Origin of the sequence: Microbacterium sp. bgisy207 (genome assembly GCF_965345035.1) — a bacterium.
GTDB lineage: Bacteria > Actinomycetota > Actinomycetes > Actinomycetales > Microbacteriaceae > Microbacterium.
The window spans coordinates 17,635-28,911 of sequence record NZ_CBDRMG010000020.1; the positions used below are offsets into that span (position 1 = coordinate 17,635).

Genomic DNA, 11,277 nt, shown 5'->3' on the forward strand with positions numbered 1-11,277 from the left:
ATGGCCGCGAGTGAATGCGCGCCGCTCGACTTCGGCTGCAAGGCCGGCGAGTGGGCAAACAGCGTCGTAGGTGATGCCATCCAGAACATGGCGGATGCCGTCATGGAAGCGTTCGGGAAGGCTGTCGCCTCGCTCGGCACGCTCTGGGTGAACGTCGGCACACCGAACCTGACCGGGACGGGCGGAGGCTCGTCGATCGCGGCGGGTGCAACCGCTCCGAACTCGGACGGCATCATTCAGGTGCTCGGCTGGGTCACCTGGATTTCGATCGTGTTCGCGGCTATCTCGATCATCCTCCTCGGCGCTCTCATCGCTACGCGGATGCGCAACGGCGAGGGATTCCAGGCCGCCGGCCGACTCGGGATCGTGCTCGGCGCGATCTTCCTCATCAGCGGCGCAACGGCGCTGGTGACGGGGCTTCTCCCGAACGGCCCACAGGGCGCGGGCGGCACGGTGCTCTTCCTGCAGTCCTCGCTGTGGTGGTACATGGGCGCGGCCGCGGTCGTATCCGTCATCATCGGCGGCGTTCGGATGGCGTGGGAGCAGCGCGCGGAACCGGGCAAAGAGACGATCAAGAGCCTTCTGACTCTGATCGTTGTGGCGGGTGCCGGGGTGACCATCGTCGGACTGCTCGTGTCGGCATTCGACTCGTTCTCCGTATGGATTCTCAACGGGGCGCTGAACTGCGACGTCGGCACGGATACGGCGTGCTTCGGGAACAACATCGCGACCCTGCTCGCCCTGACGACGAACCCGGCAACGGGCGGACTCGGCGCTCTGCTCATCATCATCCTGGGGCTGATCGCGATCCTCGCGACGGCCTTCCAAATCGTGCTGATGATCGCCCGCGGCGGCATGCTCGTCATCCTGACGGGTATCCTCCCGCTGTCCGCGGCGGCCACCAACACCGAAATGGGTAAGAGCTGGTTCAAGAAGAACGTCGGGTGGCTCGTCGCGTTCATCCTCTACAAGCCCGCTGCCGCGATCGTCTACGCCGCGGCCTTCCAGCTTGCCGGGACGAACGTGTTCCAGGACGACGGGACGGGCTTCATCGCGGTTCTCACTGGCCTGATCCTGATGGTGCTCGCGCTGTTCGCGATGCCGGCGCTGATGCGGTTCGTGACTCCGCTGGTCGGTGCCATGTCGGCCGGTGCTGGCGGGGCGCTCGGCGTTGCGGCTCTTGCGGCGCTGCCGACGGGTGCCGCGTCGATGGGTCGCCTGGCGACCGGCTCCGGCGGTGGGTCGTCGGGCGGTTCCGGCTCCATGGGCTCCACCGGTTCGACGGGCTCCACCGGTCCGTCTGGCGCGAACGGTGGCGGTCAGGCCGCGCCACAGGCTGCGCAGGCGTCTAGCGGCGCTGGCGGCGGCACGGGTGCTGCTGCGGCATCGACGGGTGGAGGCGCGGCCGCGGGCGGTGCTGCTGCTGGTGGAGCTGCTGCCGGGGCTGCGAGTGGAGCTGCCGCCGGTCCTTGGGGTGCAGCGGCCGGTGCCGCCATCGGCGCCGTCAAGCAGGCAGGGCAGGCGGCCACGGGTGCCGCTCGCAACATTGGTGACCAAGCGACAGGTGAAGGGAGCGGGAGCTGATGGCGACCGTAGAGACAAGCCGTAGGGGCGTGCGCACCTACGGGAACTGGCGTCAGCCGACCTCGCCGGGCCTCCTCGGGCTCGGCACGGTCGGCACGGGCCTGATGTTCGTGGCGCTGCTGATCGTGATCGTCGTGCTGATGACCACGAATATCCTCAACGCCTTCATCACGGCTGCGGTGTTCGGCGGGCTGATTCTGCTGCTGACCATTCGTGACGGCGATGGGCGTAGCGTGCTCTCGCGCACCGCGAACCGGGTCGCGTGGACGTCGACCAAGCGGCGTCGCGCGAACATCTACCGCTCCGGCCCGCTGGGGCGTTCCGACTGGGGAACGAACCAGCTCCCGGGCCTCGGGGCGCAGACTCAGCTCTCCGAGCACGAGGACTCCTACGCGCGGCCATTCGCGATGATCTACTCACCGCACGCCAAGACGTACTCGATCGTCATCGGCACCGAGCCTGACGGCGCGGCGCTCGTCGACCAGGAGCAAGTCGACCTGTGGGTGGCCGACTGGGGCCACTGGCTGCGCAACCTTGCCGATGAGCCGAACATGGAAGCGGCTTCGGTGACGATTGAGACGGCTCCCGACTCGGGTCGCCGGCTGCGTCGCGAGGTCGAGACGAACACCGACCCGGACGGCCCAGACTTCGCCAAGGCGATGCTGGGCGAGGTCGTGCTGAGCTACCCGGCGGGCTCGTCGACGGTGAAGGCGTACGTCACGCTGACGTTCGCGGCTGCTCCCCGAAAGGGTGCGAAGCCGCGCAAGCCCGACGAAATGGCGCGCGAGCTCGCCGCTCGCCTCCCTGGTCTGACGGCGAGCTTGCAGGCGACGGGTGCCGGCGCTGCGCACCCGCTGTCGGCGCAAGAGTTGTGCGAGACGATCCGGGTCGCCTACGACCCGGCCGCCGCGACGCTCATCGACGACGCGCACGCCGACGGGGAAGTGCCCGATCTGCGGTGGAGCGATGTCGGCCCGACGGCCGCGCAGGCCGGATGGGAAAGCTATCGGCACGACTCGGCCAAGTCGGTCACGTGGGCGATGACGCAGGCTCCCCGCGGGCTCGTGCAGTCGGGCGTGCTCGCCCGGCTCCTCGCGCCGCACCGCGATATTGCGCGCAAGCGCGTGACGCTGCTCTACAAGCCGATCGACCCGGCGCGGGCGGCAACGCTCGTGCAGTCGGACGTGCGAGCTGCGGAGTTCAAGGCCACGTCAACACGCAAGCCTGCGGCCCGCGACACGCTCGCCCTGCGCTCGGCTCAGGCGACCGAATCGGAGGAGGCGTCGGGCGCGGGCCTGGTGAACTTCGGCATCCTCGTCACCGCGACAGTGCTCGACCCGGCCAAGGAAGCCGACGCCCGCGCCGCGGTCGACAACCTCGGCGCGACGGCGCGTCTGCGCTTGCGTCCCGTCTACGGCTCACAGGACAGCGCCTTCGCCGCCGCGCTGCCGCTGGGCCTCGTGCTCACCAAGCACGTTGCCGTCCCTGCGGCGCTCAGGGAGCGTGTGTGATGACCCCGGATCAGATTGCCCTCTCCGTCCTCGGCGGGCTCGTCGTGCTCGTGATCGTCGGTGCGCTGCTGTTCGTGCGCACCGGCCGGAAGAACACGGATGCGGGCTCGTCCACGTCGGCCGGGGCGCTCACCTCTCGCGGGTGGAGCGGCCCCGGCGGCGGCATGTCGAACTTCATCCAACCGCCCGCTGAGTGGCGCGGCACGACCGTTCAGGTGTGCGGCCTGTGGCCGTACTCGATCGGTGCCGGCACTCCGATGGTGGGCGTCCCGCTGGGGCGCCACATTCACACCGGGGCGACGCTGTGCTGCGACCCGATTTCGTGGTTCCAGCGCGCGAAGCTCATCAGCAACCCGTCGCTGTTCGTGCTCGGCAAGCCCGGCCTCGGGAAGTCGACGGCCGTCGCCCGCATGGCGATCGGCCTCGCCGGCTACGGCGTGCAGCCTCTCGTGCTGGGCGATCTGCGCCCCGACTACGTGGAGGTCATTCGCGCGCTCGGCGGTCAGGTCATCACCCTCGGCCGCGGCCGCGGGTATCTGAACGTCCTCGACCCCGGCGAGGCGAAGGAGGCCGCTCAGCGGCTCGTCGACGCCGGATTCGAGAAGGAGGCCGGCGAGGTCTTGGAGGACGCTCACGGCCGCCGCCTGGCTATGGTGTCGTCCCTGCTGACGATCCTCCGCAAGTCCGCGCCGAGCGACGTCGAGGAATCGATCGTCGACCAGGCGCTGCGCTACCTCGACCGCCACTTCGAGGGCATCCCCGTTCTGGGCGATCTGCTGCGCGTCGTGCAGGAGGGGCCGGAGGAGCTGCGCCAGGTGGCCGTCGACCGCGGCGACTTCGCGGAATATCAGCGGATCACGCGCGGGCTGGAAGCGTCGCTAATCAGCCTCTCCCGCGGTGGGCGCTTGGGCGAAATGTTCTCCAAGCACACGACGAACCCGATGCGGCTCGACCGCCCGGTGGTCTACGACATTTCGGCCATCGGTGAGGCTGAGGGCGATCTGCGCGCGGCGACCCTGCTCGCCTGCTGGTCGAACGGCTTCGCCACGGTGAACATCGCGAACGTTCTCGCGGATGCCGAGCTGGAACCGCGCCGGCACTACTTCGTCATCATGGACGAGCTGTGGCGCGCGCTGCGCGCCGGGAACGGCATCGTCGATCGCGTCGACTTCCTCACCCGCCTGAACCGTCAGGTGGGCGTCGGCACGGCGATGATTTCGCACACGATGGCCGACCTGAGCGCCCTCCCGGAGGAGGACCGCTTGAAGGCGAAGGGTTTCGTGGAGCGCGCCGGCATGGTTATGTGCGCCGGTCTGCCGTACACCGAAATGCCGGAGCTGACGACGGTTATCCCGTTCTCGGAGGCCGAGCAAGAGCTACTGACGGGCTGGCAGGACCCGCCCGCGTGGGATGCCGCGTCGGGTCGCGAGGTCGACCCTCCGGGCCGCGGGAAGTTCCTCGTGAAGGTCGGCACTCGGCCGGGTATCCCGGTCGAGGTTCGGCTGACGGAGGCTGAGCGCTCGATCCGCGACACCAATCAGCGGTGGTACGAACAGTCCCGCACCGGCCGCCGCGCGCTGCGTGCGGTGGAGGAGCTGGTCGAGGAGCACGAGGAGAGGGTGTCATGAGCACTCCGAACAACCGCCGCCGCGACCCCGGCGGCTTCGGCGCGGAGACGCTGATGCTCCTCGTGGGCATCGGTGGCGTCGTGGCCGCGATCGTCGTTCTGAACGTGGCGGTGCGCCTCGGCCACCAGCTTGACGGAACCGGCGTCGAGCTGCCCTCCGACCCGTTCGCGTTCACGCTCGGCGTGATCCTCGGTCGGGTGCCGTGGCCGGCATCCGCGACCTGGATCGTCGCGGTGCTCCTGGCGATCGTGCTCGCCCTCCTGGTGCTGGCGATCGTCGGCGTCGTGCGCTACCGGAAGGGCCGTACCCGCGTGGACCGGGCCAGCAGCTACATGGGCCGGGGGAAGGACGTCGAGGGCCTGAGCAAGCGCAACGCGCAGGCGCAGGCGACCCGGCTCGGCGTCACCGGCTCTCTCGGCGTGCCGATCGGCAAGACCCTCGGTCAGATGCCGCTCTACGGCACGTGGGAGGACATGCACATCGACATCTGGGGGCCTCGCACGGGTAAGACGACCTCTCGGGCCGTCCCGGCGATCCTGGACGCTCCTGGGGGCGTTCTCGTGACCTCGAACAAGCGCGACGTCGTCGACGCGACCCGCGACGTGCGCGCGGAGGCCGGCCCGGTCTGGGTGTTCGATCCGCAGGGGATCGCGCTCGAGAACCCTACGTGGTGGTGGAACCCGCTCAGCTACGTCACCGACGAGGTTCGCGCGGCCAAGCTGGCCGATCACTTCGCCTCCGGCTCACGCGATCCGGGAGCCAAGACGGATGCCTATTTCGATCCCGCGGGGCAGGATCTCCTCGCGGGGCTCCTGCTCGCGGCCGCGCTCGACGTGCGGCCGATCACCGACGTCTACACCTGGCTCACCCGCCCGACGGAGGAGGAGCCGATCGACATTCTTCGGCGTCATGGCTACGACCTCACGGCCGACCAGGTGCGCGGGGTCATCACCGCCCCGGAGAAGCAGCGCGGCGGCATCTACGGCACGGCGCAGCAGATGGCGTCGTGCCTCACCAACCGCCAGGTGGCCGCGTGGGTGAACCCGCAGGGCAACCCCGATCTGCGCCCGCAGTTCGACCCGGCCGCGTTCGTGCGCGACGGTGGCACCCTGTACTCGCTCTCCAAGGAGGGTCGCGGGACCGCCGGCCCGCTCGTCACGGCGCTCACGGTCGCCGTGGTGGAGGCCGCGGAGGAGCTGGCCGCCGGCTCTGCCGGTGGCCGCCTGTCGGTGCCCCTGCTCGGGGTGCTCGACGAGGCCGCGAACGTGTGCCGGTGGCGTGAGCTGCCGAACCTCTACAGCCACTACGGTTCGCGCGGAATCGTGCTGATGACCATCCTGCAGTCGTGGTCGCAGGGCGTCGACGTGTGGGGCGAGTCGGGGATGCGCAAGCTGTGGAGCGCCTCGAACGTCAAGGTCTACGGCGGCGGCGTCTCCGAAGATGCGTTCCTGGAAAGCCTGTCGAAGCTGATCGGTGACTACGACCGTCAGGCGTCGTCGGTGTCCTCCGGCCGCGGTGGCCGCAGCGTGAATCAGCAGCTTCACCGTGAGCGCATCCTGGACGTGGCCGACCTCGCCGCGATGCCGAAGGGTCGCGCCGTGGTGCTCTCCTCCGGGAACCGGCCGACGCTCATCCGCACGCAGCCGTGGATGACCGGCCCGCACGCGGAGAAGGTCAAGGCGTCGATCGCAGCTCACGACCCGCAGGCGTCTCGGACGATCATCGAGGCGCAGGAGTCGGTGCGTGAGGTAGCGATCGCGAACAGCGAGAAGGGCGCGGCCTGATGAGCGACGACTGGGGCGACGAGGAGCCGGGCATCGAGGCGCAGCCGTTCGAGCTGGACGAGCGCGACGAGCCCGGCGCGGAGCTGCCCGAACGGGAGCCCGGCCGGCTGTTCGGTGTCGACATTGCCGACGTCGCGAACGCTCTCGCCGCCCCGGCGATTCGCGCCGTGGCGCAGAAGGCCATCACGGGCGCGGTGAAAGACGCTGTGCAGGCCGAAGTCGACGAGGCCCTGGACCCCTCGGTGATCGAGGAGCTGCAAGCGCAGGCGGCCACGGCCGCCCGCCGCGCTGTCACCGCGGCGATGGATGCGCTCGACGAGGAGCCGGCCGACGAGGAGCCAACGCTGTACTACGGCTCGGTCGACGAGTTCGTGCGCGAGTACCTGGTGAAGAACTACCGTCGCCGCGTCGACGGCCAGCGCACCGTGTGGGCGGCCGACTGGTGGAACTACCCGGAGGCGACGATCCGTCTCGACGCGCTGTGGCGGGCCTGGGAGCACCTTCGCCTGGACCCGACAACGGGCATGAGCGTTTGGTATCGCGACCACGCCGAGCACCACATGAGCGTGCTGCTCGACCCGTCCGGGCCGTTCGCCGCTGCCGGCGAGGGGCGGAACCGCGAGAACGTCAACGAGAAGGGCGCAGAGCTGCCGTACACGGCCCCGCCGGAGGGTTTGTACCCTGACCTGCGCGAGCCTCCTTCGGGCGTCTGAGCGCGACAAGTAGAGAGGGACCGGCCCAGTGGGTCGGTCCCTCTCTCGTGCGCTCAGAATGTCGCTCAGCGACCAATCTCGGTGCGCTGCACCTTGGGCGATCGCGACCGGTTCGGCCGCGCCTTCGCGCTCTGTGTCTGCTGGGCCTTCACCGCGGCGGTGGCGGGCTTGCTCTGGCTGACGTCGGCCGCCATCTTGGCGCTGACGGCCTCCTTGCCGACGCCGCGCTGTTCGAGCTTGTCGGCGTCGCGCTCTCGGCGCTCTGCGGAGTCGTACAGCGGCTCGGCCTTCTCGCGGGTCGCGTCGGCGCGGTTCTGCTCGCGCTCGGCCTGCACCTGGGCCTGCTCCCGCTCGCCCTCGTCGGGAGCGACCTCGGCGCTCGTCCGGGCCGCTTCGGCCGCGCGGTCTGCCTCGTCGGCCTGCCGGGAGAGTGCGACCGCCTCGGCCTGCTCGGTCGCGCTGCGCTGCCGCTCGGTGTCCGACTGCCGGCGTAGCTGCTCGGCCTCGACGGCCGCCTGGACGGCCGCGGGATCGGCGCCGGTGTTGTTCACGTCGACGCCGTAGCGGGTGCGGAGCTCGTCGCGGATGCGACCCTCCGCACGAACGGCTTCGGGCTCTTCCGATCCCCACGCGCGCGCCGTGGTGAGCGCGCCGCCGATCTGCTCCGGTGTGGCTCGGTCCCACCAGTCGGAGCGGTAGACGCTTCCCAGCTCGACGCGAGCTGCGCGCTTCTCTGCCTCGAACCGTGACAACAGCTCGCGAGCTTGCTGCTCGCTCTGCGCCTGCGCTCGTCGAGCTGCGTCCTCGCGGCCGCGTGCGAGAGCTTCACCGATCCGGCCCGCCGCGGTGACGGCGATGCGGAGCTGCCCGTCGAATGCCTCCTCGATGCCGTCGCTTTCATCGGCCATGATCTGACTCCTTCCTCATCGCTCCGGGCCGCGATCTGCGCCCGGCTTCGTCGTGGTGCGCGGCCGCGCGGGGTCCACCTGTGGGGGGACCGGCGAGCTGGTGGTCTTGCTGCGGTTCTCCTCCGCGCGCTGCATCTTGTCGAGCGCTTCCTGCACGGATGCGTCGACGATCGCGGAGCGGTCGACCTTCGGTGCGGTCGCCGTGGTGGTCGACGTCGACGCGGCCGCGGGGGTCGCTTCGAGCTGGCGGCGGACGTTCATCACGCGCTCACGCACGGCGGTGGCGACGTTCGCTGCCTGGCGCGCCTCTCCCGCCGCTTTGGCGGCGTCGTAGACGGCCTGGGAGAGGTTCATAAGCTGGCGCAGGAGTGCGAGCTGCGCGGCCGTCCCCTGGCCGCCTCGCGCGACGCTGGCGAGGAGCATGGTCGCGCCCGACATGGCGACCCGGCCGGCGCGCTGCGGCTTCACCGGACGACGGTAGGTCTGCGCCGACTTCGCCAGTGCGTCGGATGCCTCGGCCAGGTCGCCGGGCGTCTCCTCGACGGCATTCGACCATGCCGCGAACGCGCCCGCGGTCTGCCGTGCGACGGTCGACCAGGTGTCGCGGTCGTCGAGCGGGACGGCGCGCAGTTGCTCGCGGAGCTGCGCGACTTCCTCGGTGTGCCGCTGCCACAGCTCGGGGTCTGGTTCGCGCATCTCGCGACCCGGCGCGACGGGCCGGCGGCCGCGCTTCGCTGCCTGCCACTCGGCCGCCGCGTCGCTCGCTCCCGCGGCGGTGTCGGGCCATCCTTCGCGGAGCCTGGGCAGGGTGAGGTCGCGGCCCATCTGGCCGCCGCCGTACCAGATCGGACGTTCGCCATTGGCGGGCCGGCTTGCTACTGAGTACCCGGTGATGACGTCCGTGGTGCCTTCGGCAAACCGCGGCCGCACGAGGGCGCCGGAGCGGCGTAGCCGGCGCACGAACTCGGCTTCGTTCTCGCTCGCGCCGGCCGCTGCTCGCACGTTGCGCGCGAGGTCGTTGCGCGGTGCGTTCAGTCGCACCTCAGCCGTGATGCGTGCCTGTCGTTCCTTCGGGTCGAGACGGTGCCATTCGGGCTGCTCTCCCCCGACCCGCGCCGCGTGCTGTTCGTACTTGCGCTGCGCCATGAGCGCCGATCGCTCCTCGACGCGCGCCTGCTCCGCGGGGCTGTAGCCGCGCGTCGCGCGTTCACCCTTCGTCGACTCCAACTGCTCCAGGCCGTACTTCACTTCGAGGGCGCGTGCGGCGTTCTGCGCGCGCTGGTAGTCCAGGTGCGTCGACGCTTTCGTGCCGTCCTCGCGGACCAGGTTCACGGCGATGTGCACGTGATCGTTCCCCGCCTGCGAGAGGCCGTGACGGATCGCGACCCAACGGCACGGGGCCTTGGCTCCGTCGTTGTCGTCGAACCCCATCGCGGACACAAAGTCTTGCGCGATCGCGGCCCACTCCTGATCGCTGCGAATGCCCTCCTCGCCCCGCAGCGACAGTGAGGCGTGCCACACATGGCCGCCCTTCACGTCGACGCCCATCGCGGTGCGCGGCCGGTCCAGGTGCCGCGCGATCGCCTTCGCGTTCTCGCCGCTCAACTCGGCATCGTCGTACCACGCCATCAGCGCGTGATCGCCGGCCACCAGGTGCGGCTCCGTGTGCTCGTTGTGGCGACCGCCACCCACGAGGTACGACACCAGGCCGGCCATCCGATCGCCGCGCGTGACGTTCGGCATCATGACAAGCTCAGCTCGTCCACGGCCGCGTCAATGCGCTCCGCGACACGTCGCACCGCGGCGAGCGTGGCGTCTGTCTCTGCTTGCCGCTGACCGGTCGCGTTGGTGGCCTTCGCGATCTGGTTGACGTTGTTTGACACGGCGGCCAACAGCCGGTGTAGCTCGAACAGCTTCCCGATCGCGTTGCGCCGCTCGGTGACCGTCTCGCCCGTCTCGGATGCGAGCGTCGTCTCGACCAGCAGCCGCGGGATGGTCACCCGCTGAGCGAGTGCAAGGCGCAGCAGCCGGCCCTCCTCCTCGGCCGTCACCTTCACTTCGTGCTTGTGCTGCCGTCCTCCGGGGGCATTCGCACGCCGACGCCGCTCTGTTCGGGGCTCGGTTGCCGTCTCGTCGGACATGCGATCCCCTCCCTTCGGCCCAGCGCAGCGACCCCGACCCGTGCGGGGACCACACGACAAGTGTGCCGCACCCGTCGACGGCTGTCGAGGGGTCAAGCCCACTTAGCCCTGCTAAGTGTTTAGCTTGCTCCGTTCCTCCGTTCGGAACACCAATCAGGATGGCTCACGTCGACAGACGGGAGTGGCCGCGGCTTCGCCGTGGCCATCTGTGAGCGGAACGATCAACATCGACCTACGCCGTGCCTGTCCGTAGCATGAGGCCATGGCTACTCAACTGACACCGCAAGAAGCAATTGAGCGCGCTCGACGGCTGCAAGAGGATCGCCTAACGGCCGTGCAGACGGTCGCTGAGGCACGTCAGGCCGTGACCGATGTGCGCGAGGAGACGGCGCGCGAGCTTGCCGAACTGCAGGCGCGGATCGCGGATCGCGTCAGCGCCGCAGAGCGCAACGACGTGCGCGCGTGGAACGCTGCGCTCAGCGCCGGCTGGTCCGCCGACGAGCTGCGCAAGATCGGGTTCTCCGAGCCTCACAAGAAGGCGCGGACGCGGCGTCGATCGACGCGCAAGACATCGGCCAGCACGACGCCGACCGCGGCTATCGAGTCGCATTCGGAGACGTCTCACGAGGGTTGATCCTCGGCACCATCGAGGCCCCACCTTCCGCCTTGCGGGGTGGGGCGTTTGTGTTCCCCGCGTTGCGGGGTTGCACTCCGCTACGAGCCCGTCAAGGGCGCTGCGCGTCCCTTCGGGAGAGCCCTGCGGGCTCCCCTTGACCGCCTCTCCACTCCGTGCAAGGCGGCAAGTGTTCCGACGAAAGCCGGCAGCTCGGCGTACCGCCGAACTGCCTACTTTCATCGGACACACAACAAGGAGAACGCAATGCAACCTCGCGCGAATCGAGTCTTGGCCGTGCGCGTCGCACGACGCATCTTGACGGTCCTGGACGCTCGTGGGAGGTCACCCGAATGGCTAGCTCAGGTCACAGGCATCACGCCGCGAAAGCTTGA

At 69.7% G+C, this 11,277-nt stretch carries 9 protein-coding genes; 6 read left to right on the plus strand and 3 right to left on the minus strand.

Annotation, left to right across the window (positions count from 1 at the left end):
* The 5 genes from ACSGC5_RS14455 to ACSGC5_RS14475 are packed head-to-tail and all read left to right on the plus strand — an operon-like array spanning position 1 to position 7,220.
* A complete protein-coding gene (locus ACSGC5_RS14455; RefSeq protein WP_434971299.1) occupies positions 1 to 1,584 on the plus strand; it encodes a hypothetical protein in 1,584 nt (527 codons plus the stop codon).
* Positions 1,584 to 3,095, plus strand: a complete 1,512-nt coding sequence (locus ACSGC5_RS14460) for an SCO6880 family protein (RefSeq protein WP_434971300.1) — start codon at positions 1,584 to 1,586, stop codon at positions 3,093 to 3,095. The genes ACSGC5_RS14455 and ACSGC5_RS14460 overlap by 1 nt, the downstream gene beginning before the upstream one ends.
* Complete coding sequence (locus tag ACSGC5_RS14465; RefSeq protein WP_434971301.1) at positions 3,095 to 4,723, plus strand: ATP/GTP-binding protein; 1,629 nt, start codon at positions 3,095 to 3,097, stop codon at positions 4,721 to 4,723. The genes ACSGC5_RS14460 and ACSGC5_RS14465 overlap by 1 nt, the downstream gene beginning before the upstream one ends.
* Positions 4,720 to 6,507, plus strand: coding sequence for a type IV secretory system conjugative DNA transfer family protein (locus ACSGC5_RS14470; protein ID WP_434971302.1), 1,788 nt, complete (start codon positions 4,720 to 4,722; stop codon positions 6,505 to 6,507). Before ACSGC5_RS14465 ends, ACSGC5_RS14470 begins: the two co-directional genes overlap by 4 nt.
* Positions 6,507 to 7,220 (plus strand): DUF4913 domain-containing protein, encoded by a 714-nt coding sequence (locus ACSGC5_RS14475; RefSeq protein WP_434971303.1) that lies wholly within the window; start codon positions 6,507 to 6,509, stop codon positions 7,218 to 7,220. The genes ACSGC5_RS14470 and ACSGC5_RS14475 overlap by 1 nt, the downstream gene beginning before the upstream one ends.
* Positions 7,221 to 7,285: 65 nt before the next feature.
* On the opposite strand, the gene ACSGC5_RS14480 is transcribed toward ACSGC5_RS14475, so the two are convergent.
* The 3 genes from ACSGC5_RS14480 to mobC are packed head-to-tail and all read right to left on the minus strand — an operon-like array spanning position 7,286 to position 10,269.
* The gene (locus ACSGC5_RS14480; RefSeq protein WP_434971304.1) at positions 7,286 to 8,128 is read right to left on the minus strand and encodes a hypothetical protein; all 843 of its coding nucleotides are present in this window, start codon (positions 8,126 to 8,128) and stop codon (positions 7,286 to 7,288) included.
* 15 nt (positions 8,129 to 8,143) lie between these two features.
* Positions 8,144 to 9,874, minus strand: coding sequence for a relaxase/mobilization nuclease domain-containing protein (locus tag ACSGC5_RS14485; RefSeq protein WP_434971305.1), 1,731 nt, complete (start codon positions 9,872 to 9,874; stop codon positions 8,144 to 8,146).
* Positions 9,871 to 10,269: a plasmid mobilization relaxosome protein MobC gene (mobC, locus tag ACSGC5_RS14490; protein WP_099195347.1), complete on the minus strand. Its 399-nt coding sequence runs from the start codon at positions 10,267 to 10,269 to the stop codon at positions 9,871 to 9,873. Before mobC ends, ACSGC5_RS14485 begins: the two co-directional genes overlap by 4 nt.
* A gap of 262 nt (positions 10,270 to 10,531) precedes the next feature.
* Here mobC and ACSGC5_RS14495 point away from each other — a divergent pair, with 262 nt between their 5' ends.
* Positions 10,532 to 10,903, plus strand: coding sequence for a hypothetical protein (locus ACSGC5_RS14495; RefSeq protein ID WP_434971306.1), 372 nt, complete (start codon positions 10,532 to 10,534; stop codon positions 10,901 to 10,903).
* Positions 10,904 to 11,277: the final 374 nt, after the last annotated feature.

Coding starts and splice junctions, on each gene's coding strand:
- ACSGC5_RS14455 (WP_434971299.1), top strand. CDS start 1: ATGGCCGCGAGTGAATGCGCGCCGCTCGACTTCGGCTGCAAGGCCGGC.
- ACSGC5_RS14460 (WP_434971300.1), top strand. CDS start 1,584: ATGGCGACCGTAGAGACAAGCCGTAGGGGCGTGCGCACCTACGGGAAC.
- ACSGC5_RS14465 (WP_434971301.1), top strand. CDS start 3,095: ATGACCCCGGATCAGATTGCCCTCTCCGTCCTCGGCGGGCTCGTCGTG.
- ACSGC5_RS14470 (WP_434971302.1), top strand. CDS start 4,720: ATGAGCACTCCGAACAACCGCCGCCGCGACCCCGGCGGCTTCGGCGCG.
- ACSGC5_RS14475 (WP_434971303.1), top strand. CDS start 6,507: ATGAGCGACGACTGGGGCGACGAGGAGCCGGGCATCGAGGCGCAGCCG.
- ACSGC5_RS14480 (WP_434971304.1), bottom strand. CDS start 8,128: ATGGCCGATGAAAGCGACGGCATCGAGGAGGCATTCGACGGGCAGCTC.
- ACSGC5_RS14485 (WP_434971305.1), bottom strand. CDS start 9,874: ATGATGCCGAACGTCACGCGCGGCGATCGGATGGCCGGCCTGGTGTCG.
- mobC (WP_099195347.1), bottom strand. CDS start 10,269: ATGTCCGACGAGACGGCAACCGAGCCCCGAACAGAGCGGCGTCGGCGT.
- ACSGC5_RS14495 (WP_434971306.1), top strand. CDS start 10,532: ATGGCTACTCAACTGACACCGCAAGAAGCAATTGAGCGCGCTCGACGG.